This is a genomic window from Myroides sp. TSA_177.3, assembly GCF_052691955.1.
The window spans coordinates 26,558-51,491 of the sequence record NZ_JBQZGD010000010.1 but is presented as its reverse complement, the minus strand read 5'-3'; the positions used below and the strand labels follow the sequence as shown (position 1 = coordinate 51,491).

General features: G+C 36.8%; 19 protein-coding genes and 2 tRNA genes. 7 read left to right on the top strand and 14 right to left on the bottom strand.

The window, feature by feature from the left end; all coding sequences use genetic code 11:
* Positions 1-20 precede the first annotated feature (20 nt).
* A complete protein-coding gene (locus ACUTSE_RS11040) occupies positions 21-1,253 on the top strand; it encodes a hypothetical protein (RefSeq protein WP_445640265.1) in 1,233 nt (410 codons plus the stop codon).
* 61 nt (positions 1,254-1,314) lie between these two features.
* Here the strand turns inward: ACUTSE_RS11040 and ACUTSE_RS11035 are convergent, their stop codons facing one another.
* Complete coding sequence (locus ACUTSE_RS11035) at positions 1,315-2,985, bottom strand: Ig-like domain-containing protein (protein WP_445640264.1); 1,671 nt, start codon at positions 2,983-2,985, stop codon at positions 1,315-1,317.
* A gap of 68 nt (positions 2,986-3,053) precedes the next feature.
* The gene (locus tag ACUTSE_RS11030; protein WP_445640263.1) at positions 3,054-3,734 is read right to left on the bottom strand and encodes a ComF family protein; all 681 of its coding nucleotides are present in this window, start codon (positions 3,732-3,734) and stop codon (positions 3,054-3,056) included.
* Between the two features lie 109 nt (positions 3,735-3,843).
* Between ACUTSE_RS11030 and ACUTSE_RS11025 the strand changes: the two genes are divergently transcribed.
* The 4 genes from ACUTSE_RS11025 (at position 3,844) to ACUTSE_RS11010 (ending at position 6,572) form a co-directional block, all read left to right on the top strand.
* A complete protein-coding gene (locus ACUTSE_RS11025; protein WP_002988067.1) occupies positions 3,844-4,035 on the top strand; it encodes a hypothetical protein in 192 nt (63 codons plus the stop codon).
* Positions 4,028-4,414 (top strand): YchJ family protein, encoded by a 387-nt coding sequence (locus tag ACUTSE_RS11020; protein ID WP_445640262.1) that lies wholly within the window; start codon positions 4,028-4,030, stop codon positions 4,412-4,414. The genes ACUTSE_RS11025 and ACUTSE_RS11020 overlap by 8 nt, the downstream gene beginning before the upstream one ends.
* A 61-nt stretch (positions 4,415-4,475) precedes the next feature.
* Entirely contained in the window at positions 4,476-5,882 is a 1,407-nt protein-coding gene (locus ACUTSE_RS11015; protein ID WP_445640261.1) for an aspartate ammonia-lyase, read from the top strand.
* Positions 5,883-5,939: 57 nt separating this feature from the next.
* A complete protein-coding gene (locus ACUTSE_RS11010) occupies positions 5,940-6,572 on the top strand; it encodes an NAD(P)H-binding protein (RefSeq protein ID WP_115091937.1) in 633 nt (210 codons plus the stop codon).
* 60 nt (positions 6,573-6,632) lie between these two features.
* Here the strand turns inward: ACUTSE_RS11010 and ACUTSE_RS11005 are convergent, their stop codons facing one another.
* From ACUTSE_RS11005 to ACUTSE_RS10965, 9 genes are all read right to left on the bottom strand, one after another.
* The gene (locus ACUTSE_RS11005) at positions 6,633-7,208 is read right to left on the bottom strand and encodes a YceI family protein (RefSeq protein WP_445640260.1); all 576 of its coding nucleotides are present in this window, start codon (positions 7,206-7,208) and stop codon (positions 6,633-6,635) included.
* A gap of 137 nt (positions 7,209-7,345) precedes the next feature.
* On the bottom strand, positions 7,346-8,890 hold the full coding sequence (locus tag ACUTSE_RS11000; RefSeq protein ID WP_002988053.1) for a glycine--tRNA ligase: 1,545 nt from the start codon (positions 8,888-8,890) through the stop codon (positions 7,346-7,348).
* Positions 8,891-8,976: 86 nt separating this feature from the next.
* On the bottom strand, positions 8,977-9,723 hold the full coding sequence (gene blaTUS / locus ACUTSE_RS10995; RefSeq protein WP_445640259.1) for a TUS family subclass B1 metallo-beta-lactamase: 747 nt from the start codon (positions 9,721-9,723) through the stop codon (positions 8,977-8,979).
* 238 nt (positions 9,724-9,961) lie between these two features.
* Positions 9,962-11,125 (bottom strand): efflux RND transporter periplasmic adaptor subunit, encoded by a 1,164-nt coding sequence (locus ACUTSE_RS10990; RefSeq protein ID WP_445640258.1) that lies wholly within the window; start codon positions 11,123-11,125, stop codon positions 9,962-9,964.
* Positions 11,126-11,129: 4 nt separating this feature from the next.
* Positions 11,130-15,488 carry a CusA/CzcA family heavy metal efflux RND transporter gene (locus ACUTSE_RS10985; RefSeq protein ID WP_445640257.1) on the bottom strand — a complete coding sequence of 1,453 codons (4,359 nt, stop codon included), beginning with the start codon at positions 15,486-15,488 and terminating at the stop codon, positions 11,130-11,132.
* Between the two features lie 224 nt (positions 15,489-15,712).
* On the bottom strand, positions 15,713-16,090 hold the full coding sequence (locus ACUTSE_RS10980) for a hypothetical protein (RefSeq protein WP_445640256.1): 378 nt from the start codon (positions 16,088-16,090) through the stop codon (positions 15,713-15,715).
* Between the two features lie 179 nt (positions 16,091-16,269).
* Positions 16,270-16,638, bottom strand: a complete 369-nt coding sequence (locus ACUTSE_RS10975) for a hypothetical protein (protein WP_445640255.1) — start codon at positions 16,636-16,638, stop codon at positions 16,270-16,272.
* A gap of 144 nt (positions 16,639-16,782) precedes the next feature.
* Positions 16,783-17,826, bottom strand: coding sequence for a thiamine-phosphate kinase (gene thiL / locus ACUTSE_RS10970; protein ID WP_002988030.1), 1,044 nt, complete (start codon positions 17,824-17,826; stop codon positions 16,783-16,785).
* A gap of 142 nt (positions 17,827-17,968) precedes the next feature.
* Positions 17,969-21,208, bottom strand: coding sequence for a glycosyltransferase family 117 protein (locus ACUTSE_RS10965; RefSeq protein ID WP_445640254.1), 3,240 nt, complete (start codon positions 21,206-21,208; stop codon positions 17,969-17,971).
* 177 nt (positions 21,209-21,385) lie between these two features.
* On the opposite strand from ACUTSE_RS10965, the gene ACUTSE_RS10960 reads away from it, so the two are divergent.
* Both ACUTSE_RS10960 and ACUTSE_RS10955 read left to right on the top strand, forming a co-directional pair.
* Positions 21,386-21,456, top strand: a tRNA-Gln gene (locus tag ACUTSE_RS10960).
* Positions 21,457-21,967: 511 nt separating this feature from the next.
* Positions 21,968-22,038: transfer RNA gene (locus ACUTSE_RS10955), tRNA-Gln, on the top strand.
* Between the two features lie 86 nt (positions 22,039-22,124).
* Here ACUTSE_RS10955 and ACUTSE_RS10950 read toward each other — a convergent pair.
* From ACUTSE_RS10950 to ACUTSE_RS10940, 3 genes are read right to left on the bottom strand one after another with little or no spacing between them, the layout of a single operon-like run.
* Positions 22,125-22,904 carry an enoyl-CoA hydratase/isomerase family protein gene (locus ACUTSE_RS10950; RefSeq protein ID WP_445640253.1) on the bottom strand — a complete coding sequence of 260 codons (780 nt, stop codon included), beginning with the start codon at positions 22,902-22,904 and terminating at the stop codon, positions 22,125-22,127.
* A gap of 14 nt (positions 22,905-22,918) precedes the next feature.
* A complete protein-coding gene (locus ACUTSE_RS10945; protein ID WP_445640252.1) occupies positions 22,919-24,388 on the bottom strand; it encodes a sensor histidine kinase in 1,470 nt (489 codons plus the stop codon).
* Positions 24,385-24,930, bottom strand: coding sequence for a CopD family protein (locus ACUTSE_RS10940; RefSeq protein WP_445640251.1), 546 nt, complete (start codon positions 24,928-24,930; stop codon positions 24,385-24,387). The genes ACUTSE_RS10945 and ACUTSE_RS10940 overlap by 4 nt, the downstream gene beginning before the upstream one ends.
* Positions 24,931-24,934 lie beyond the last annotated feature (4 nt).

Genomic DNA, 24,934 nt, shown 5'->3' with positions numbered 1-24,934 from the left:
TGCAATTAAAAGAGTTAGACATGAAAAAAATACACAAGATAGCAGTAGCTTGGATGGTAGGGAGTACTTGTTTGCTGAGTATATCACAGGGATATGCTCAAACTAAAACGTATAAGGCCAGTCTTCCTCCTGTAACAACGAGTGGATATTACTCGATTGAATTGGATAATCGATTAGTAGGGAATGCTAAAGCAGATTTGTCCAATCTTCGTATTTTTAAACAAGAACAAGGAGAAGCTATTGAAGTTCCTTACTTTATTCGGGCAGTACAGCCAACATCTAAAGAAACGAAGATGGTTGAGTACCCTTTGATGGATCGCGTAGAAAGAGATAGTATCAATCGCTTTGTTATTCACAACCCAGAAGAAAAAAAGAGTACCGATTTTTATGTTACTATAAATAAAGCAGATGTTGCAATTATGGCTTCAGTAAGAGGAAGTAACAATAAGAAAGATTGGTTTATTGTCAAACAGAAAACACCTATTTATACCTATACCTCGTCCGAAAGAGAAGAGGAAACCTTGTTTGTTTCTATTCCCGAAGGACGTTATCCTTATTATGAGATGGAGCTGATTAACAATCAGTCAACTCCTTTGAAAGTAAATAAAGTAAGTACAGTAGTTGGGACAAAGACGTATGGTCAATTTAGCCCAATGCTGTTGCAATATGATCAGAGTATAACCCATTCGAAAGAGAAAAAAACGATAGTGTCGTTTGTGCCTCAGGAGCTGAACTATAAATTAAATAAAGTAGTATTAGAGGTGGAATCACCACGAGATTACTACCGCAAGGCTGTTTTAAGAGATTCAGTAACGAAAGTAGCTGTTCCTCTTGTGCTATCTTCTAAACAAAGAAATGAGTGGATTTTGGATGATGTATTGGTTCGCAATCCCTATTTAGAAATTGAGAATGGGAATAATATTCCACTTACCATCCAATCGGTTCAACTCTATTCCTTAACTCGATTTGCTACAGCCTATCTTGAGGCAAATGAAAGTTATGACATAGAAGTCAATAGTGCAACAAAAGGCTCACCAGAATATGATATCACTTATTTTAAAAATGATATCCCTTCGAATTTACCTCTCGTTCAGACGCAAGAGTTTAAGGTTGTAACAGCGGTAAAAGAAGAAGCGAATGAAGAGCAAAGCAATCGAGATCGTCTAAATAAAATACTATGGGCGGTCTTAATTGTTGTCGGATTATTTATTGTCTATATCTGTTATAAAACCTTTCAGAAATTAGAGAAATAAAAGAAGAAAGGTCTAGAAACAAAAAGCAGCAGTCACTTGTAGTTGGCTGCTGCTTTTTGTTTTATCTCTTAGCTGGTTTTTTATTCGGTTTCGTCGGATTGGTTGACGTTTTCTGTTTAGGAACAGCCAATAAATCTATATCTTGATTGATATCCCAGTTTGCGCGAACATCAATTGGTTCGTCTGTATAAAAGGTTTCCTCTGGTTGACATCTATCCCAATAGTATCCCGTATCCCATTTGCCATTTTCATTGTCGTCATAAACGATGCGCACATAATATTTACGCGGTGATAATAAATCAAAGATGACCGTTTGCGGTTCTTTGATGATTTGCGTTGCATATACTTTTTCTTGTTCGTCAATCAGTTCTACAATGATCGGATAGCGTTTAACCGATTTTAAATTGAGATTTAAATTTCCATAATCACTGTGCTTGGTTGTTTTCAACGCATAGCTTAGTGTATCGTTAGCATAGCCAAAAACATCTGTTAACGCTTTAGGTAACAATTGAATGGCATATAATTCTTCTTGATTTTTCTCAAATAGTAAGGATACTTTTTGCTCGTCTAATATTTCCTGAACTTCAAAAGCAACAGGAAGAGAATCCTTGTTGATAATTTGAATCAAATTCTTATTTACGGTCGCAATAGGTGTGGTTGTTTTTAAGGTGAAATCTTCCTTGAAGTCAATGTTATTATTCTTCGCTGTCACACTTAAGGTATCAATTTCCTTCATTTTTGCACGAGGACGTACCGTAAAGGTCTCCAAGTAATCTTCTTTGCTAACAGCAATATGAAGTGAATCCGCAATGACCTTAGGGAACCAAACCTGAAGGGAATCTTTTCCTTCTAATGGTGTATATACGCTCTGGATTAAACTATCATTTTTAGATACTTTAATTTTTACTCCCTCTTTATTACCCTTATAAGGCAAGTACCATTTGTTTTCAGAAATTTGAGCAGGGCGTTTAGCCGTAAACTTTTCTTCTGATTTGAATAGTACTAGATTGTATTTTTTATCTGTAGGAATTACAATCGTATCCAAGATAAAAGCAATCTTATCTTGATCGGAGTTGAACATATACGTATTCGTTTTTTGTTTTAACGCAACAGCATAATATGTTCCTACTTTGATATTTTCAATAGAAAAAGTCGTTAGAGAATCCAGTGTATTGGTGATATACAAGGGTTTCTCTTTGTAGACGGTCGAATCTTTAAATGTCGTGGCATCATATAACATAACATTGACAAAGTTGTCTGTTTTTAGCTGATGAGCGGATTGTATGGTTCCTTCTAATTTGAGTGAATCAATATAAGTTCCGGTTGAGAAAATATATTTAAATTGAGGCAATACATTTCCTTCGTTATTATCTGTTATGGCATCTCCAAAATTGAAACTATAAGTCGTATTGGGATATAGTGTATCCCTAAGCTTAATTGTCATGACCTTTTTAGGACTTCCCATAGGTGAAATATCAGGATTGTTCTTCAATGGTGGAGAAACAATTAAATTCTGATTGGCATTTTTTAATTTGATGAATTCATCAAACTCAATTCTAATTTCATCCTTATCAAAGTTGATCGAATAATTTTCAGGATAACTTTTTAATACAACAGGAGGTAAGGTGTCCATCGGTCCACCTGAAATATAGCCTCTTTTAGCACAATTAGAAAAACAGGTTACACATAGAATGAGTAAACAAGTAAAAAAATAAAGACGAAACTTCGACATAGTTTTGTTTTGAAAAGGCAAAGTAACAATTATATTTTTTACTTAGAAAATATCAGCCCCTAAAAACTTTATTTTGTGTACGCTAAACACAAAATACTCACCTTGCTATCAGGGATTTGTAATAAAAGCCTTGCACAAGTTTCTAGGGTGCTACCTGTAGTTAGAATGTCATCTAGTAGCAAAAAGTGTTTCCCCGCCAAATCAGCGGTGGATTGCAATTGAAAAACCGTAGGTTTCGCTTGTATGCGTTCTTGAAAGCTCTTTGTTGTTTGTGAGGCTGTTTGTTTTGCTTTGATTAAAACGGATGGATGGAGTGGGACTTGAAACCGCTGACTTAAGGCTTTTGCAAATCCATCTACCTGATTGTAGCCCCGTTGACGTAGCTTTTTTCGATGCAAGGGCACGGGAACAAGGAAATCGACCATGGGAAACGCCTGGGATTCCGCAAGAAATTCTGCGTATAAACGACCAAGAGTAAAACCAATTGCTGGTTGGTTGTTGTATTTCAATTGATGAAGGAGATTGGAAACAATGCCATTTTTGGCGTAGTAGAACAAACAACTTGCCTGCTGTATTTTGACTTTGCCATAGAATTTCCCCATGGCTTCGTTAGCGGTATGCAAATGGTGGTTGGTAAAGGGCAAGGCTGCTCGACAAGCCGTACAAAGCAATTCTTCTTGAGCCAAGAGAATGGTAAAACAACCAGAGCAGCTTTTCGGAAAAAGGAGATTGATGAAGTCTTTGAACATAAAAAAGGGGTTTGTTGACTTAAAAATAACAGAAATCGGAGGAATAAAAAACCACTTTAAATGAAAGCAACCAATATCTTTGTAATGTATAAGCAAAAAGTAAAACTGTATGGAAAAGTTAATAATCATCTTAAAGCAAATGGTGGATCAAGGAAAACACGTAGAGGCTCGAAGATTAGCAGAAGAGATACAAGTACGATTAAAGATGATGATTGATTGTGCTGAAACAGATGAAGAATTGGTGCGTTTTGCCAAGATGCAAAAGATTGTAGGCGATTTACAACAACAACTAGATGCTTAACGATATGGAATGTCCTTGTGGTAGTGAACATAAATTAGCGGACTGTTGTATGCCTTTTCTTCAAGGAGCACAGTACCCAACAACAGCAGAAGCTTTAATGCGTTCCAGATATACAGCGTATGTAGTAGCCAATGCAACGTATTTGATTGATACGACACATCCGCGAACGCGTCATCTGTATAGCAAAAAATCAATTTTGCAATGGGCCAAGGAAAATCAATGGATGCGATTGGAAATTGAATCAGCCTCCGCTTTACAAGTTGTGTTTCGCGCCTATTTCAAAGACACAAAGGGGCAGGAACACCAACATTATGAAAATTCAACCTTTGAATTTTTAGGTGAAAAACTGTACTATGTGTCGGGTACTTTCGAAGAGTAGTACAATCCTAGATTAGGATGCAAAAGAATAAATCAAAGTAGTGTAAGCAAAGAAAAAAGTTATGAAACAAACAAGAATTGAAAGTGATTTACTAGGAGAAATTGAAGTTCCAATTAATGCCTATTACGGTGTGCAAACCCAAAGAGCCATTGCTAATTTTGCAATTTCGAAGCAAAAGTTAGCAGATTATCCGTCTTTTATTAAAGGATTGGCGTTGGTAAAATGGGCGGCAGCTAAGACTAATTATGAACTTCAACTCTTAGATTCAACAATATATCAAGCCATTGAAACTGCTTGTAAAGAACTAATAGCGGGTCAATTCCATCAAGATTTTCCTATTGATATGATTCAAGGGGGAGCGGGAACGTCTACGAATATGAATGCCAATGAAGTGATTGCTAATCGCGCCTTGGAAATTCTAGGTCATGCGAAAGGAGAATATCAGTATTGTTCACCGAATGATCATGTGAATTTATCTCAATCAACGAATGATGCCTACCCAACGGCATTTAAAGTGGCGTTATTTGAGATGAATCAACGCGTTGTACTGAGCTTAAAAACGCTCGTTCAAGCCTTAGAAGAAAAAGAGGTTGCGTTTCAGGATATCCTTAAAATGGGACGTACGCAATTGCAAGATGCTGTTCCGATGACTTTAGGACAAGAATTTGGTGCTTTTGCATTTACGTTAGCACGTGAAATCAATAAATTGGAAGAAGCGAGTCTTTCGTTTTTAGAAATTAATATGGGGGCTACGGCTATTGGAACAGGACTAAATGCAGTTCCAGGGTATGCGACTTTATGTGCTCAGAATTTAGGAGAGCTGATGCAGCAACCTGTAGTTTCAGCAGCCAATTTAATCGAAGCAACATCCGATACAAGTGGATTGGTGGCGTATTCTAATGCATTGAAAAAAGTTGCCATTAAGTTATCCAAAATGTGTAATGACTTGCGTTTACTATCTTCTGGACCGCGCACGGGATTGGCTGAAATCCAATTACCCGCAATGCAACCGGGGTCTTCTATTATGCCAGGAAAAGTAAATCCTGTTATTCCAGAGGTTGTGAATCAGGTGTGTTTTAAAGTAATCGGAAATGATATGACAATTACGATGGCTTCGGAAGCTGCACAGTTGCAATTGAATGTAATGGAACCTGTTTTGGTACATAGTTTGATGGAATCTATGGAATGGATGATTCAAGCTATGGATACTTTACAAGAGAAGTGTATCAAAGGAATTCAAGCGAATGCGGATCATACAAAAGAACAAGTATTACAGAGCATCGGAATTGTGACTGCTTTAAATCCTTACATTGGATATAAAGCGAGTACCAAAATTGCCAAAGAAGCACTGGAAACTGGAAAAGGAGTCTATGATTTAATCCTCGCTCATCAGTTGATGACTAAAGAGCAATTGGATGAATTATTGGACCCGAAACACATGCTTGCACCACATGGAGTAACCAAGTAAGTGTAAGAAAGTGTAAAAAGAAATCAATCGTTTTAGTTTTTTTTGTAAATTACTAGTATGAGAGCTGTAATTATTGGCGCTACAGGAGCCGTTGGAAAAGTATTAGTCCGTCAACTATTGTGTGACGAGCGCTATCATTTTGTCGAAATTTTTGTACGTAGCCCTTGGGATATTCAACATCCTAAGCTGATTTGTCATGTCGTAGATTTTGAACAAATGGGACAATGGCATCATCTCATTGAAGGCGATGTCGCTTTTAGTTGTTTGGGAACAACCAAGAAGCAAGCAGGAGGAAAAGCAGCACAATGGCATATCGATTATGATTATGTGGTTCAATTTGCTAAGTATTGTAAGGTTAAATCAATCGAAACCTTCGTTCTAGTTTCATCCAAAGGAGCAGATTATCGCAGTAAGGTATTTTATCTTTACCTGAAAGGCAGAATCGAACAAGCGATTGCCCAATTGCATTTTAGTCGTACTATTATCATCCGACCAAGTTCGCTAATTCGACCGAATTCCGATCGTGGAGGTGAAAAAATAGGCGTAAAGGTATTGCTGTTTCTCAATCGATTGGGTTTGTTTAAATCGTATAGCCCAGTAGCTGTTTCTAAAGTAGCTGATCGCATTCGAAATGAAGCTGTAGAACACGTCACGTATAATTTAGTTGTCATTGAAAATGATGAAATATAATATAGAAAAAGGGTTTGCTATCAATAGCAAACCCTTTTCATTTTAAAGATATATAAAGGATTAGTTAGCCTTACTGAATTCTAAATTCACTGTAATATCAATCTCTTTTCCAATAGCTTGTCCTGTTGGATCATACGCTACGTCAAAGTCAAAACGGTTGATTGTCGTTGTCGCTTGAAAACCAAGTTTTGTATTTCCACTTCCATCATCTGCTAATAAACCACCATATACTAATCGGAAGGTTACAGGTTTTGTGATATTTTTAATTGTTAAGTTTCCTACTAGTTCATATTTATCTTTTCCTGTTTTCTTGATTGATTTTGTGTCAAATTTCATTGAATTGAATTTTGCAGTATCAAAAAAGTCCGCCGATTTTAAGTGGTTATCGCGCATTTCAACACCTGTATTGATGCTGTTTGCATCTACAGTAAAGCTGAAGGTTCCTTTTGTCAAATCTTCAGGGTTTCCTACAAACGTTCCTTCGTATTTGTCAAATTTACCATCAACAAAAGAAATACCTAAGTGTTTTACTGAAAAGTTTAGGAACGAGTGCATTGGGTCAACATTCCATTTCGTTTGTGCAAATGAAGTAACTGAGAATAAGGTAGCTACAACGAGTAAAGCTAATTTTTTCATATCTATTATATTTTGTGATTATCAATAATACAAAGATAGGGATGTTCTGATTAATAGAGACTTAACCTACATTAAGAATAAAAAAAAGTTCCTCAACATTCGTTGAGGAACTTTTTATATGGAATAACAATGATGGATTACATCATTTTTTTTAACCAATTTCTCATTGATACTTCTTCGTTGATGATATTGCGTAAATCTGCAATTGCAACGCGATCTTGTTTCATTGTATCTCTGTGGCGAATCGTAACCGTTTTATCTTCTAATGTTTGGTGATCCACTGTAATACAGAAAGGAGTTCCCAAAGCATCTGCACGGCGGTAACGACGTCCTACTGCATCTTTTTCATCATAAGCGACATTGAAATCCCATTTCAAGTCTTCGATAATCTCTTGTGCAATTTCTGGTAAACCATCTTTTTTCACTAGAGGGAAGATTGCTGCTTTTGTTGGTGCTAAAACCGCAGGTAATTTCAATACGGTTCTTGTTGTTCCATCTTCTAAAGTCTCTTCCTGAAGTGATTTAGAGAAGATAGATAAGAACATACGATCCAATCCTACTGATGTTTCTACAACATAAGGAACATAAGATGAATTTGTTTCGTTATCAAAGAACTGTAATTTTTTACCTGAGAATTGCTCGTGTGCTTTTAAGTCAAAGTCTGTACGCGAGTGAATTCCTTCTAATTCTTTAAATCCGAATGGGAAGTTGAATTCAATATCGGTTGCAGCATTGGCATAGTGCGCTAATTTTTCGTGATCGTGGTAGCGGTAGTTTTCTGCGCCCATACCTAAAGATAAATGCCATTTTAAACGCGTATCTTTCCAATACTCGTAATATTTCATTTCCTCTCCTGGTTTCACGAAGAATTGCATTTCCATTTGCTCAAATTCACGCATACGGAAAATGAATTGACGTGCTACGATTTCATTACGGAATGCTTTTCCTGTTTGGGCAATACCAAAAGGAATCTTCATACGTCCCGTTTTTTGAACGTTTAAGAAGTTTACAAAAATACCTTGAGCTGTTTCAGGGCGTAGATATAAATCCATTGCCGTATCTGCAGAAGCCCCTAATTTTGTACCAAACATCAAGTTGAATTGACGTACTTCCGTCCAGTTTTTAGAACCTGTATCAGGATCAGCGATTTCTAACTCTTCGATAAGTGCTTTTACATCAGCCAAATCTCCTGTATCTAAACCGCGAGCCATACGCTCTAAAATTTCTTTTTTCTTTGCGTAGTATTCTACAACGCGTGGATTAGTCGCAACGAATTGCTCTTCATCAAAAGCTTCTCCAAAGCGCTTTTTCGCTTTTTCAATTTCTTTTAATGCTTTTTGGTGTAATTTTTCACAGTAGTCTTCAATTAAAACGTCTGCTCTATATCTTTTTTTACTGTCTTTATTGTCAATTAAAGGGTCATTGAATGCATCAACGTGACCTGAAGCCTTCCAAGTGGTTGGATGCATAAAGATTGAGGCATCAATTCCTACAATATTTTCGTGCATTTGTACCATGGATTTCCACCAGTACTCTCTAATATTTCTTTTTAATTCTACACCGTTTTGAGCATAGTCATATACTGCGCTTAAACCATCGTATATTTCGCTAGATGGAAAAATGTATCCATACTCTTTTGCGTGCGAAATAACATTCTTAAAAATATCATCTTGTTTTGCCATAGTGCAAAAGTAATAAAAGACTTTAAGATTAAAAACTTCACCACAAGCTATTTGCTGTTAATAATCTTAAGTTTATTGGGTTACTATTATAATTGCTTGTTGTTCTTTAATTTTTGTGCCTGATAAGCCGATAAGATACGCATTGTATTTTCAAGATGACCGGATTGATTCCAAGCATCATGCCCTGGAATAATCACTTTGGCCTTTTTGAATTTGCGCTTTACGGCTTTGATTGTCGCAGGCCAAGCTTCTACATTGCCATCGACGATATTGCCAATAGTCGTTGCCTCTGCACTTTTAATCAAACAACCACCGTATAAAATCGCTTCTTCTGGAAACCAAACCACCGTATTATCTTTACTATGACCTTCTCCCAAGAAGTATACTTCTATTTTTTCTTTGCCCAAGTTGAACTGCTTTGTTGAACCAAAAGTAAAAGTCGCTTGTGGTTCATTGCGCTGTTTTAAGATTTCGTTGGTCAAAGCATAAGTATAGGTTTCTGCTCCGGCTTTATTGAAATAATCAAGTCCACCCGAACGATCTTCGTGGAAGTGTGTGGTAATGACCCATTTTATTTCTTTGTTATGTTCACGTCTAATGTGTTCTACTAAAGGAACATACTGATCTTTATCCCAAGGGGTGTCAATGAGAATTACTCCTTCATCTGTCACTACATACAAGGCATTGGAAGAATATTCGACGCCTTGAAATACTTGGTAGGTCGTATAGACATACATATGATCGTTTAACGGCTCAATTTTTAATTTATCCGATTGAGGATAGACCAAAGTGGAGAAAATCAGTAAAAATAAACTGCTAAAGTAGTGGTACATAAATGGAACTTAAATTAGAAATAGAAAAATAAAACTGATCCCTTGTTTTGAATAATGGATAAGAGAGTACAAAAAATAACCAACAAGGAGGTGTTTTCTTGCGTAAGTGTCTTATGGGAACAAAAATAAGAAAATCGTTTAAGATTTGAAACTGCGGGAAAAGCATTTTTGAGTGAAATTTAGATGATTTATTGTATTAAATCATAAAAAAAGTCCAGCCTAAGCTGGACTTTTCGTTTTATTCTTCGTCTTCTGTATTTCTTAATTTCATGAGCAGGGTATAAGCTCCTTTCGAAACAATGGTTTTATTCATTAAGGCATCTGCATGAAGAATAGCCGTGAAGCCATTTTCAGTTTCTCCAACTTCAACAGCAGTTAATTGATAGGTCTGTTTACCTGTTACTACAAAAACAAAGTGTTTTCCTTCAAAATAGACCACACTCTCTTCCGGTAAGGCCTTGGTTAAGGAAGAATGCGTGTCAATTTCTGCATTCATATACATTCCTGGTAAAAGGTTTTTTTCAAAATTTTCAAAATGACAGTGTACTTCAGATGTTCCCTCTGTATTGACATCCATGCTAATGAGTACAATCTCTCCTTCGTATTTCTTCGTTGGGTTGTTGTTCGTAAAACTTACCACGCGTTGTCCTACTTCTAGTTTGTCTAAGTCTTTCTCATAGACTTTTAGATTTAAATGAATATCGGTGGGGTCAATGAGTTCAAACATGACATCAGAGGGGGTAACATATTTCCCGATGTTCACATAAGTATTGCTTACAAAACCATTGATTGGACTGTAAATAGCAATAGATCGACTAATTGAATTGTACGTCAAGGTATTGGGATTGATGTTAATCAAACTCAACTGTTGTACTAGGGCATTCATCGCAATGCGCTGAGTATTCATTTCTGCTTGGGCTTGCTGCATGACTTTATCACTACTAGCTTGACTTGCATTTAGGTCTTTCTGGCGTTGGTAATCTAATTTTGCAAATTCATACTTGTCTTTAGCGATGAGGTAATTTTGTTGCAATTCAATGTAACGCGGATCTTCCATGATGGCAATTTGCTCGCCTTTTTTGATGTGCATACCAGGCATTAATTTGGTTTGCTTGATATACCCGCCTAGTGGATTGGTTACTGAAATTAAGTTCTGTGGGGGAACATCAATTTTTCCATTTAATTTCAATACAGTAGCAATGGTATGTTCTTGGATTTTAGTAGTTGCTAAATCAACGTGCTTGAGTTGAGCATCCGTTAATTGTACGATATCCGTTTCTTCTTGAATTTCCATTTCTGCTGTAGCCGTTTCTTTGTCTTTGCATTGAATGAACACAGTGGATAAGGAAAGAGCTACCATTACAATAGAAAATCGGCGAATAGTTTTATATAAGATAGACATAAGGCTAGTTATTTGAAGTTAGATAATTGATTTGGATGACTGTGTCATTGTATGCTTTCAATGAGTCAAAGTAGTTACTTAACAGTTCTAAGGCTTGATTGGTCAGCATTACATATTCAAGATAGTTGATCTCTCCATTGACGAATTGCAATTCTGCCGTTTTCATAATCACATCAGCGCCTTTCGGGGCCTGTTGTTCATAACTTGCTAGTATTTGTTGACTACTGTTGAGGGTTATCAACAATTGTTGATAACGATTGACGATATTTTGTTTGGTCATCGTTAATTCTGCTTCTGCTACTTTTTCTGCTTCTTTGGAAGCACGTATTCTTCCCTTTTGACCAAAATCAAAGAGCGGTAAGGTTAAACCAACCTGAAAAGCATGAAAACGATCGTTTCGATTGTAATATACATCATTGGCTGCTAATCCCATAAAACTGCTGTTGTTATAGACCAACTGAATCGTAGGTAATAGCTTTGATCGCTCTAACTGGGTTTGTGCCTGTGCAATTATGCTATTTTGTTCTGCTATCTTTAGCTGTGGATTGTAATCGAGGTCTTGTTCTAATCCCAATAACTCTACTTTGTTTCCTTCTAATACAGGAAGCAAATCCTCTTCTGTGTTGAGTAAATAGTTCAATTGCAATTTAGCTAGACTCTTCGCTTGTGCTATTTCACCTAGTTGCATTTGAATTTTAATTAATTGATTTTTAGCTGTGGTTTGTTCTAGTACTGTACTTTCTCCTTTTTGAAAGCGCAACGTCGCCTTGTTGTAAAAAGAGGTATACATGCTATCTGCTTGATGTAGTAGCTGTTCTTTTTCATTCCAATAGAAATAATCAAAAAAACTTTGTGTAACTTCTTTTTTGATTTCAACTGTTTTGAGCTCTAAATCGAAAATACTCTTTTGCCATGTTTTCTGATAGACCTTTTTTTGTTTGTTGTAAATCGTTGGAAAGGCAATATCCTGACTGATGCTAAATTTGTTGTCCGTATAAGGGCCGTTAATCTGTCCGAATTCACCTGCCACTGTTGTTTGTGGAAGGTCCGTGGCTGTATGGATAAACGCTTTAGCGAAGGCAGTACGCAACTGTTCTGTGCGAATGGCGTGGTTGTTGGCCATCGCGCGTTCAATCGCATCGTTTAAGCCGATTGGAGTTTGAGCAAAGGTTTGGTTTGCTGTTAAGAATAGTAAACCAATCATTACTGTTAGCGTGCTTACTTTTTTCTTTTTGAAGAATGAAAAGTTCAGCTTTTGTTCAAAAGTGATGTATAATAAAGGCAAAATAAATAAAGTTAAGAAAGTGGCGAGGATTAATCCTCCAATTACTACGGTTGCCAAAGGGCGTTGTACTTCCGCTCCAGCGCCATTACTCAGTGCCATAGGAAGAAATCCAAAGGAAGCTACAGAAGCAGTCATCAAGACTGGGCGCAAACGACTTTTTGCTCCGCGAACAACGACATATACAATATTGGTATTCCCCGATTTTCGCAAGCGATTGAATTCAGCAATTAATACAATCCCGTTTAATACGGCAACTCCAAATAAGGCAATAAAACCAACCCCCGCACTGATACTAAAAGGCATCCCCCTTAATGCGAGTAGAAATACACCTCCAATAATAGAGAGTGGAATGGCAGTGAAAATCATCAGACATTCTTTGATATCGCGGAAAGCAAAGAACAGCAAGACAAAGATGAGCACTAAGGCCAAAGGAACGGCAATGGCTAAGCGTTCTTTCGCTTCGTTTAGATTTTCAAATTGCCCACCATAGGTAATGCGATAACCCGTAGGAATTGTAATTTTTGCTTCTACTTTTTGTTGTAATTCTTCAACAATACTCTGAACATCACGGCCTTTTACATTGAAACCAACAAAAATACGACGTTGTGCATTTTCACGTTGAATTTGATTCGGTCCTTCTTTGATCTCAACAGAGGCCAATTGACTCAATGGAATTTGGGATCCAGATGGAGTAGGGATTAGGATATTGCGGATTTGTTGAATGTCTTTTTTACTTTGTTCATTCATACGCACCACAATGTCAAATCGCTTCTCGCCTTCATACACCATACCTGTACTTTGCCCTGCTAGGGAAGTATTGACAATGCGATTGACATCACTAATAGACAAGCGATGACGAGCAATAGCCGCACGATCATATTCAATCAGTAATTGCGGCATTCCTGTAATTGGTTCTACATATAGGTTTGTTGCACCTGAAATGGTATTGATGATTTGTCCAATTTGATTGGCAGTTGTCGCTAAGGTGTCTAAATTATCTCCAAATACTTTGACTACAACATCTTGTCGAGCTCCTGTCATAAGCTCATTGAAGCGCATTTGCACAGGAAATTGGAACCCCACGGTAATTCCAGGGACTTCTTCCAGTGCATGTGTCATTTTTTCTGCTAATTCAGGGAAAGAAGAAGCTGAAGTCCATTCTTTTTTATCTTTCAGGATAACCATCATATCTCCTGCTTCCATCGGCATGGGATCGGTCGGTACTTCACTGTTTCCAATTTTAGTCACTACTTTTTCTACTTCTGGAAATTGAGTCACCAAGATATGCACGGCTTTTTGTGTGCTTTCTATGGTTGTAGTAAGATTACTTCCATTTAATACTTTGGTATCTACTGCAAAATCTCCTTCTTCTAAGGATGGAATAAATTCACCTCCTAGGGTGGATAGGATATAAATCGCACTTACAAACAATAAACCAACGATAGCATAGATCGTTTTAGGAATTTCCAATACCTTCACCAAGGCACTTTGGTATACTTTTTCCAATTTTGCCATAAAACGATCGGCAAAATTAGGTTTTGTGCTTACTTTTCTACTCAAAATAAGGGAACTCATCATGGGCACATACGTCAAGGAGAGTAAAAAAGCACCCAATAAGGCGAAAGCTACGGTTTGGGCCATAGGCTTAAACATTTTTCCTTCAATCCCTTGTAACGTTAAAATTGGAATATAAACAATAAGAATAATGATTTGCCCAAATACCGCGCTATTCATCATCTTTGATGCAGATTGCACGACGGTTTGATTCATTTCTTCTTGTTTGAGCAAGACTTTTTCTTTGAACTTATTGTTGTGACTGAATTGATGGAGGACGGCTTCTACAATGATGACGGCACCATCGATGATTAAACCAAAATCCAATGCACCTAAACTCATGAGGTTTCCACTTACGCCAAATAAATTCATCATCGAGATGGCAAATAACATGGCTAAGGGAATAATCGAAGCTACTAATAATCCTGCACGGAAATTACCTAAGAATAAAACCAGTACTAAGACTACAATTAAGGCTCCTTCTAATAAGTTGGTTTCAACGGTTCCAATGGCGTTGTTTACCATTTTGGTACGGTCTAAGAAAGGTTCAATAACCACTCCTTTCGGAAGTGATTTTTGAATCTCAGCTACTCTAGCTTTGACATCTTGAATCACGTTATTGCTGTTTTCACCTTTTAGCATCATGACGATTCCACCCGCCACTTCTCCTTGGTCATTATAAGTCATCGCTCCATAACGGGTAGCATGCCCAATCTGTACTTTGGCAATATCGCGAATGAGAATCGGAAACTCCTTGTTTTTTGAGGTAATTGCGATATTCTCGATGTCTTCTACTGTTCCGATTAATCCTTCAGAACGAATGTACAATACCGTTGGGCCTTTTTCAATATAAGCACCCCCAGTATTTTCGTTGTTTTGATTGAGGGCTTCAAAAACATCTTTGATGGTCAATCCATTCGCGTCAAGCTGATTAGGATCAATGGCAATTTCATATTGTTTTAATTTTCCTCCAAAGCTGCTCACTTCGGCTACTCCTTTTACTGCAATCAACTGACGGCGGACAATCCAATCTTGAATGGATCGCAATTCCGTTAAATCAAATTGTTTTTCATATCCTTTTTCAGGGCGGACAACATATTGGTAGATTTCTCCCAATCCGGTAGAAATAGGTCCTAATTCTGGTTGTCCCACTTCTTTAGGAATGTCGTTTTGCACTTGTTGTAAACGTTCTCCTACTTGTTGTCTAGCCCAGTAGATGTCGACATCTTCTTCAAATACAATGGTAATTAAAGACAAGCCGAAACGAGAAAAGCTTCGAATGCTTTTCATCCCTGGGATGTTGCTATTTGCTTGTTCTATCGGGAAGGTAACTAAGCGCTCAATATCTGTTGCTCCATAATTGGGCGCTACAGTAATTACTTGCACTTGGTTGTCTGTAATATCGGGTACAGCATCGATAGGTAATTTGGTCATTTGAAAAATACCAATACCGATTAGGCCGAGTACCATTAAGCCTATGATCAATTTATTCTTTACAGAATATTCAATTATTTTATTTAACATAATACGACTGTTGTACTCAAAAACAAGTCTCAATCCAAGGACGAAATCCAATATAAACCACAGCATCACCGTTCCTTAAACTAGGTGTTTGAGGAAAGACAGACTAAGGTTCATGTGAAATCACGGCACTATTGGATAAATACTGCTATTGAGTTGATACATAAATACGATACAACCACGTCATCTAACTAAAAAGTGATGGACGGGGTAAGGGTCTAGATGTATTAACAGTGTTTCGGCGGTTGCCAAATAGAGGATAAGAAATTACTTTCAAAAACGGTATCGTGAAAGCTTTCCACCGGGGTATTGTTCGTTGGAATTTTGACACGATCGATTTTAAGCATAGTAGGTGGGGTTGTTGCCACAAGATGAATAATAGGAGCGTGGGAAACAAAAGGCAGTTTCTCATCCGTAGGGTCCCCATCTTCTTTGTGGTTATTGTCATAGTGGATTTGTAAAAATCCCCAAATACTCAAATCAGGATTTAATCCCTTGTGTTCAACATAATGCTCCACAAGCAATGGAAATTTCAACAGCTGACCAAATTCAGTTGTTGAAATCAGAAACATAAGCATAAAAAATACGGCTATTTTTCTTTTCACGACGCTTGTTATGAGTTTATTAGATGAAACAAAATTAAGTAATCTTTTCGATTTGACTGACGCAAGGTAGTAATTTGTTCAAATTCAAAATAAGATTTGGCTTAATTCTAATAAAAATCTAATAATTTCTTAACGTAAAAAGCAAGGCATCGAGCCTTGCTTCTACGTGTATTTTAAATCTAGGATAGGGCAGCCGCTGTAAAGGCTAGTCCTAAAAGACCTAATAAGATGAACATGATAACGAAACCAATAAGGGAGATGATTAACCCTGCGATAGCAAATCCTTTGGGTCTTCTGAAAAGACCAACAATAGAAAGAACTAATCCAACTAACCAACACAACCATCCAATAATGGGTAACCATGATAAAACAATGGCAACAATAGATAAGATAAATCCAGTCAATCCGATCGGATTTTTCTCGACTGCAGGTTGATAAAGGGGAGGAGGAGGGGTTTGGTATCCACCGTTTGTAGGAGTTGTAACCGTTTCTTCTTGTTGAACTTCTATTTGGTGCTCCTGATTTTCTTCTGGGTAATTTGTGTTCATAATAGTGTGTTTTTACCCAAATTTAAAACATTTTATTAAATAGTTGTGAAAAATAGTTAATATTTTATTTTAGTTGAGGTATTATGACAAATTAGTTCGACAAATAAGGCATAAAAAAAACTGGCATGACGCCAGTTTTATCATTTATTGTAATGCATTCCAACCTTTTGCTTTGATTGGAATCTTGGTATTGTCTCTTGTGATGAGGTGTACTCCCTCGCTTTCTTGTGTCATATGTCCAATGACTGTTAAGTTTGGATTTCCTTTGATCTTGTCATAATCCTCCATCTTAACCGTAAATAACAATTCGTAATCTTCTCCACCATTAATCGCAATGGTAGTTGAGTCAATATTGAATTCCTCACAAGTATTGATGAACTGTGGATCTAAGGGAAGCTTTTCTTCAAACAAGTTACAACCTACTTTTGATTCAGTACATAAATGCATGATTTCAGAAGATAATCCATCTGATACATCAATCATACTTGTTGGTTTTACATCCAGTTCTGCTAATAATTGTTTGATATCAGTACGCGCTTCTGGTTTAAGTTGTCTTTCGATGATATAATCATAGGGAGACAAATCAGGTTGATTGTTTGGATTAACTAGGTATACTTGTTTCTCGCGTTCTAAAACTTGTAATCCCATATAAGCACCGCCAATATCCCCTGTAAGGACTAATAAGTCGTTATCTTGTGCATTAGTACGGTATACTAGATCCTCTTCTTGTGCTTTACCTAAAGCGGTTACACTGATGATTAATCCTTTTTGAGAAGAAGTAGTATCTCCTCCAATTAAATCTACTTTGTAGTAATTACAAGCTAGTGCAATTCCTTCATAGAGTTCTTCTAAGGCTTCCAATGGAAAGCGATTAGAAACCGCAATGGAAACAGTCACTTGAGTAGGAACTGCATTCATCGCGCAGATATCAGATAGATTGACAACAATAGCCTTATAACCTAAGTGTTTCAATGGAGCATAAGCTAAATCGAAATGCACACCTTCAATGAGTAAATCGGTTGAAACAACAACCTTATCTCCTGTAAAGTCAAGGACAGCCCCATCATCTCCAACTCCTTTTAATGTAGAAGATTGTGTTGTAGAGAAGTTTTTGGTTAAATGCTTAATTAAGCCAAATTCACCCAATTGCTCTACTTGTGTTTTACTTTGATTTTTATTTTCAATCATAATTGTGATTCCTTTTGAAGGGCAAAGTTAAGAAGAAAACTCAACTAGGCCTATATGATTTAATTTTTGCTGTGGTATAGAAAAGACAAAAGCCTTTATTATCAATGAATAAAGGCTTTTGTTTACATTATTTTTAAGAGAATTAAGCTCCTGGTTGCCCTTCCGCTTCTTCTCCTTGATAGCGTTTGAATAAATAGTTGAAATGTGTGAAATATTCGTTGAAATCGCTTTTGAATTGGCTCGCAGTATCCGCTTGCTTATCTTCTTCATCCACAATAGCTACTAAAGTTCTCCAAATCTCTAATTCAGATAGGATTTCATACGCATAATAGTTTTGATCTTCTAAAGAAAGATTTTTGTAGTAAAACAATTTCTCCTTCGATTTTTGAGCTAACTGTTTAGCATATCCTTGCGCTACTTTTGTCTCTCCAATCTTGTAATAGCATTCAACGAATGGAATTACTAATTGGTAATAACCGTAATACTCAATTGGCATATTAGTCATCGCTATATCTAGAATATCTTTTGCTTTAGCATTCTTGCCTTCTTCGACTAATTGTTCTGCTAAACGACCTAAATTAATACGGTAGCTTAAAGCGTTTCTACGTGTTTGAGGATCGTGGTAAATCTTATCACTTCCCATATTACCCCAGTACCATTTCTTCACAGTTTCATACATGCGATCTGAATCAATGATACCCAAATCCAATGGATGTGCATTTTGACCCGCTGATTTAATCGGTACGAGTTTGTAAATTAATCCTTGTAATTGTAAGTAATCTTTCATCCAAACGAAATCGTCATTGTTAAAGCTACCTCCAGAGAAATAAATAGGTCTTTCCCATTTGTTGTTCGCGATAATATCCAACATGATTAAGCGGTGTTTATAAATCGCTTGATCCGTAATATCAATATCAAGAGAAGGTAAGATTTGATCTCTTAAATATGGGGATACAATATTGTTTTTTGCAATCACTGCAGAATCTACAGGAAGGCTGAATTTATTTGTTGGAATGAAGTGAAGGGTTGTCCCTGCTTCAGTGATTCGTTTTGTTCGTTGATCATCAGAGCGAATAACATCTAACAATAAAGATAAGTCAAAACGTTGCTCTGTTTGAGGGTCAATAAGAATAGCATCTCGTTTATTACCCACATATTGATCATGTGTAAATTTGATAGGTAACGGCTCAGAATCATACGCTTTAGCCTTCATCTGGTCAATATACCAATCTTGTGTTAGTAAACTCGTACATACTACACGAACATCCGTACGGTAGCCTTCAATTTCTTGTAGGTACCAAAGTGGGAAGGTGTCATTATCTCCAATAGTGAAAATAATAGCATTCGGATCACACGAATCTAAGTACGCTCTTGCATTAGCTAAAGCAGTATAGCGATTTGAACGATCGTGATCATCCCAGTTTTGTTGTGCTAGTAAGACTGGACCAGCTAGTGTACAAACACTTAGTACAACAGCACTAGCTAGTTTAGGAGAAAGGTATCTTTTTACTCCTTCGTAGATAGAGTAAACACCAAAACCTAACCACATAGCAAAAACATAGAACGAAGGAACAACAGCATAATCGCGCTCTCTAGGTTCAAAAGGACGTTCATTCAAGAACACTTTTAATGCCAAACTTGTAAATAAAAATAGCACTAATAGTACCCAGAACATCTTTGGATCTTTGCGGTAGTTGAATACAATACCTACAATTCCCAAGATAAACGGCAAGAAGAAATACGTATTTCTTCCTTTGTTATTTAATACATCTGAAGGGAGATTATCTTGAGATCCTAAGCGAATTTCATCTAAGAATTTTACTCCACTTAACCAGTTTCCGTGTTCTAAGTCCCCTTGTCCTTGGATATCATCTTGACGTCCAACAAAGTTCCACATCAAATATCTCCAATACATGTACCCAAATTGATAGGTAAACATATAGGACATATTATCAGAGAATGACGGAACTTCGATATCTAAGGCTTGACCATATTGGCTAAAGAAATTATCTAACTCTTCTACACCAAATTCACCACTTGCTAGCTTTTGTTTAACGCCTTGATCAAGGTAGATTAATTTTTCATTGTTGGTATACCCTTGAGCGATATTGAAAGCTAAAGGTTTAGAGTAACGCATATAGTTGACGCGGTGATTCTTATCTGTACTCCACATACGAGGTAAAAAGCCTTTGTGCTTTTCATCGAAGTTTTGTCCCGCATTTTTCCATTCGTTAACTATTACGTATTTACCTGATTTATAATCTCTTTCGTAGTTGGGTTTATCATCTTTCCAAGGATTGTTTTTATCTAAACCAACATAGGCTTTCGTGAAGTATGAATCATAGTAAATACTCTCATCTCCATATTGTTCACGTTGGTAATAGGCTAATAACTCTGCCGCATCGGAAGGCGTGTTTTCGTTAATTGTAACGTTGGCATTTGAGCGAATAGGCAACATTAACCAAGCGGTTAATCCTACACAAACAAATACTAGCGTTAAAATTAAGGTATTAATCATTGCATATCCTTTCTTACGGGTGTAGTATAAACCAAATACCGTAACTCCAATTAAGATTAGGAAGGCAATGATTGTTCCGCTGTTGAAAGGAAGCCCAAGCGTATTGATGGCAAAAATCTCCGTTTTTCCAAAGAAAGCTAAAAGCTTAGGGAAGAAAAATGCAAACAAAAAGAATAGGGCAGCAACAGATGCTATATTTCCAATAATAAAGTTCTTTACAGTAACTTTTTCATATTTCTTGAAGAAGTAGAGTAGCCCAATAGAAGGAATCGTTAACAAAGCCATTAAGTGAACTCCAAATGAACATCCTGCAACAAGTCCGATTAATAACAACCAGCGATTTCCACGAGGTTGATCCATATCATCTACCCATCGCAACCCTAAATACAGAAGGATTGCAGTAAGCACCATGGCAGAAGCATAAACTTCTGATTCTACCGCATTAAACCAAAAACTATCCGTAAAACTGAAGGCTAATGATCCAATAGCCGCACTACCTAAAACCGCAATAGCGTTGGAAGTGTTCCACTCCGATGTTTTGGTTACCATCTTTTTTAAAATGTTGGTCATGGACCAGAACATAAAAAGAATCGTAAAAGCACTTGAAAATACAGCTACCATATTCACAGCTAGAGCAATATGCTGCGGTGAGATAGCGAATAAAGAAAACAAGGCACCTAACATCTGATAAAAAGGAGCTCCTGGAGGGTGTCCTACTTGAAGTTTAGCAGAAGTGGCAATGTATTCTCCTGGATCCCAGAAACTAACCGTAGGTTCTACCGTCAAAGTGTAAGTGATTAATGCAACGAGGAAGCACAGCCATCCACCGATTATATTCCACTTTTTGTAGTTGAATGTTAACATATAAGAATATTCTTGGTATTTTTAATCAATATATACAAAGAAAGTCTTTTTTTATTAGATACGTGTCACATTAAAAAAAAATAATTTTGCGTTTTGTTTTTGGATAATATAAAAAAAGTGTTACTTTTGCCTCCGCAATGCAGAAGTAGATACTACTTTTGAGTCGCAAAGTGGTACTGGCCTATGGTGTAATGGTAACACAGCTGATTTTGGTTCAGTCGTTCTAGGTTCGAGTCCTAGTAGGCCAACAGAAAGCTCCTTGAGAAATCAAGGAGCTTTTTTTTTGGTTATAAGATATGGGAAATGGTTATGAGATATGGGTTAAGGGTTATGAATTAAGGGTTATGAGGTATGGGTCTCACCTTCACACCATCTCATCGTCTCACCTTCTATCTCATGGGTTTATATTTGTTTTGGTATTTGATGAATCTACACTTCGTTTCGATTTCATCGTCTCACCTTCTATCTCATGGGTTTATATTTGTTTTGGTATTCGATGAATTTACACTTCGTTTCGATTTCATCATTCCACCACTCAACCTCTCATCGTCTCACCTTCACACCGCCTCACCTTCTCATCTCCCCTTACAAAATAATATGTTAAAATTTATTTCGCTTTCAATTGATTATTAATGGATTGTAGTAGGAGTCGAACTTGAGCTGATATTATTCTTTCGATAATCTTTGGTAAGTACAGAAATAATGCTACTTTTGCATCCGCAATACAGAAGTAATTTACTTTTGAAAGCAAAGTGGTACTGGCCTATGGTGTAATGGTAACACAGCTGATTTTGGTTCAGTCGTTCTAGGTTCGAGTCCTAGTAGGCCAACAAAAAGCTCCTTGAATTTCAAGGAGCTTTTTTTATGACCTTGTGTGTAAACAAAAAAGGTTGGAATGTCAATTCCAACCTTTTTTTTATCCTTTAAAATTTGGTTTTCTCTTTTCTAAGAAAGCTGTTGTGCCTTCTGTAAAATCTTGTGTATTGAAACACTCACCAAAATGTTTAATTTCTTCATGGTATCCATTTGTACCGTCTCTAAAGTTTGCATTAATCGATTTGATTGCTTTAGAAATAGCCGAAGATGAATTATTTGAAATCTTTTGCGCAATTGTTTTTGTGAATGACAATAACTCTGTTTGCTCTACTACGTGGTTTACTAACCCATAATCCAACGCTTTCTCTGCGTTAATCATGTCAGCGGTCATAATTAATTCCATGGCGCGTCCTTTACCGATTAATTGCGGTAAACGTTGTGTTCCTCCATATCCTGGAATTAAACCTAAAGTTACTTCTGGTAATCCCATTTTAGCATTTGTAGAAGCCACTCTAAAATGACAAGCCATTGCTAATTCTAATCCACCACCTAAAGCAAATCCATTTACAGCTGCAATAATTGGTTTGGAATAGTTTTGAGCGTAATCAAATAATAATTCTTGTCCTTTTGCTGCTAACTGAGAGCCTTCGCTCACGTTAAAGCTTGAAAATTCTTTAATATCTGCACCTGCAACAAAAGCTTTTTCCCCACTTCCTGTGATAATCACAACGCGAACAGCTTTGTCTTCTTCTAATTGGATTAGCGCGCGGTGTAATTCTTCAATAGTAGGCTTGTTTAAGGCGTTTAATTTCGTTGGTCTGTTAATCGTGATAACCGATATATGATCATCCGTTTCAATTAAAATATTTTCATATTCCATATTTCTCAAATTTTTTATTTGGTCAGCGGTAAAGTTACGGTAAAAGTTGTTCCCTTACCAGCTTCAGTTTCAAAGGTAATGGTTCCTTCATAATTTTCTACAATATTTTTGATAATCCCCAGGCCAAGTCCCATTCCACTTGTTTTGGTGGTAAATTTCGGTTCGAATATCTTCGTCTTATCCGCAATAGCAACTCCAGCTCCGTTATCTGTAACGGAAATAATGATGTTTGTGCCATCTTGATAGGCTTTTACAACAACAATCGGACTAGGATTGCTATCTGGAATCGCCTGAATCGCATTCTTTACTAAATTAGTAATAATACGGATAAGTTGTGTCTGATCAATAATGGCGATGATTTCTTTGTCTTCGTGTTCAAAGTAGATAAAATCTTCCGTAAAGATATCCAAAGAAATGCGAATCGTTTTAATGACGTCCAGTGTTTCGTTTTGCTGTGCAGGCATTGAGGCAAAGCTTGAGAATGCGGTGGCAACTGAAGACATCGTATCGATTTGTCCAATTAGTACAGCGGAGTAGTCCTTGAGTTTACTGATAATATCTGGATCGGTAGGGTCAAATTTGCGCTCAAAACTCTGAACCGTTAAGCGCATTGGCGTTAGCGGATTCTTAATCTCATGTGCTACTTGTTTAGCCATTTCTCGCCAAGCCTGTTCTCTTTCATTTTGTGCCAAACGCTGATAGGTTTCATCTAGTTTTTCAACCATATCATTGTAGGCATTAATTAAGTTCGAAATCTCTTTACTTGTGGAGATATCTTCAATTTTCTCATTTTTCTGTCCTAGTTTGGTGCTGGTCATTTTGATACTCAGCTTATTCAAACTCTGCGTAATGTAATTGGATAAAAAGTAAGAAATAGCGATAGACATGATTAACATAATAATGTACACCTGTCCAAATTTGTACATGAAGTTGCGTACTTCACTTTCATAAAATTCGGTTTCCTCTGCATAGGGAATTTTAATAATTCCCAGAGGTTTGAATTTTTGATCTTTGAGGTAGCGATAAGCGGTTCGAATACGCGTATTATCCACCTCTTCTATATCGACAAAGCGCTTGTTTGGCGAAGATTTGATGGTTTTTAAAATGATAATCGGAATATTCGATTGTTCTCCATCAATAGAAAAGCTCCCTTTAGAAGAGAGCAGTAATTTACCCTCGAGATCGTGGATGTGTAATTCCGTATTGTGAATGGAAGCAAGTTCGTGTATCTTGTCTTTAAAAATAAGAGGAAGGTTCTCGGTGTTCAATTCATAAGGAGTTGTCGTCAAAATGTAATTGATGTTTTCCGTAATTGAACCTTCTTTTCGCTCTAATCGGTATTGATGATAAGTACGTGCCTCCTCCTTAAATTGATACACTGAAACAGCGGATATCAATATGGAGGATATGATACTTAAAAAAATTAGAGAAAAAAATATTCTATTTTGAAGGGAGAAACTTTTTAAAAAAAACTTGTCTTTCATTCATTTCCTTTGCGTTGACGAATTTGTTTATAAAGCTTAATACCTATCATTAATAATATAGCCAAGCCTACGAGTCCGACTACACCAAATATCCAGTTGAAAGCATTCTTTAAAAATACTAAAAAAACAACAGAGAATAAAATAATTGTTGCTCCTTCATTCCAAATGCGAAAGAAAGAGGAGGTTTTGGTTAGGGTATTGTTGTTGATTTGCTTGACAAATTGATGACATTTCAGATGATAAGCAATTAAGAATACCACAAACAATAACTTGACATGCATCCAAGGCTGTTGTAATAGATAAGGATTGACTACAAAAAGCGAGATACCAAAAAGCAACGTCAAAATAGCCGCGGGCCAGGTGATGATATTCCATAAACGATTCGTCATGATGCGGTATTGCTTCTTGAGGATGTCTTGCTCCAGTTGTGGTTTCGCATTCGCTTCTACGTAGTATACAAAGAGGCGAACGATATAAAACAAACCGGCAAACCAGCAGACAACAAAAATAACATGGAGTGCTTTTAAATATAAGTAGGCCATATAT

Coding starts and splice junctions, on each gene's coding strand:
- ACUTSE_RS10940 (WP_445640251.1), bottom strand. CDS start 24,930: ATGGCCTACTTATATTTAAAAGCACTCCATGTTATTTTTGTTGTCTGC.
- ACUTSE_RS11000 (WP_002988053.1), bottom strand. CDS start 8,890: ATGGCAAAACAAGATGATATTTTTAAGAATGTTATTTCGCACGCAAAA.
- ACUTSE_RS10945 (WP_445640252.1), bottom strand. CDS start 24,388: ATGAAAGACAAGTTTTTTTTAAAAAGTTTCTCCCTTCAAAATAGAATA.
- ACUTSE_RS10975 (WP_445640255.1), bottom strand. CDS start 16,638: ATGAACACAAATTACCCAGAAGAAAATCAGGAGCACCAAATAGAAGTT.
- thiL (WP_002988030.1), bottom strand. CDS start 17,826: ATGATTGAAAATAAAAATCAAAGTAAAACACAAGTAGAGCAATTGGGT.
- ACUTSE_RS11030 (WP_445640263.1), bottom strand. CDS start 3,734: ATGTTCAAAGACTTCATCAATCTCCTTTTTCCGAAAAGCTGCTCTGGT.
- ACUTSE_RS11035 (WP_445640264.1), bottom strand. CDS start 2,985: ATGTCGAAGTTTCGTCTTTATTTTTTTACTTGTTTACTCATTCTATGT.
- ACUTSE_RS11025 (WP_002988067.1), top strand. CDS start 3,844: ATGGAAAAGTTAATAATCATCTTAAAGCAAATGGTGGATCAAGGAAAA.
- ACUTSE_RS10985 (WP_445640257.1), bottom strand. CDS start 15,488: ATGTTAAATAAAATAATTGAATATTCTGTAAAGAATAAATTGATCATA.
- blaTUS (WP_445640259.1), bottom strand. CDS start 9,723: ATGTACCACTACTTTAGCAGTTTATTTTTACTGATTTTCTCCACTTTG.
- ACUTSE_RS11040 (WP_445640265.1), top strand. CDS start 21: ATGAAAAAAATACACAAGATAGCAGTAGCTTGGATGGTAGGGAGTACT.
- ACUTSE_RS10950 (WP_445640253.1), bottom strand. CDS start 22,904: ATGGAATATGAAAATATTTTAATTGAAACGGATGATCATATATCGGTT.
- ACUTSE_RS11020 (WP_445640262.1), top strand. CDS start 4,028: ATGCTTAACGATATGGAATGTCCTTGTGGTAGTGAACATAAATTAGCG.
- ACUTSE_RS11005 (WP_445640260.1), bottom strand. CDS start 7,208: ATGAAAAAATTAGCTTTACTCGTTGTAGCTACCTTATTCTCAGTTACT.
- ACUTSE_RS10990 (WP_445640258.1), bottom strand. CDS start 11,125: ATGTCTATCTTATATAAAACTATTCGCCGATTTTCTATTGTAATGGTA.
- ACUTSE_RS11010 (WP_115091937.1), top strand. CDS start 5,940: ATGAGAGCTGTAATTATTGGCGCTACAGGAGCCGTTGGAAAAGTATTA.
- ACUTSE_RS10965 (WP_445640254.1), bottom strand. CDS start 21,208: ATGTTAACATTCAACTACAAAAAGTGGAATATAATCGGTGGATGGCTG.
- ACUTSE_RS11015 (WP_445640261.1), top strand. CDS start 4,476: ATGAAACAAACAAGAATTGAAAGTGATTTACTAGGAGAAATTGAAGTT.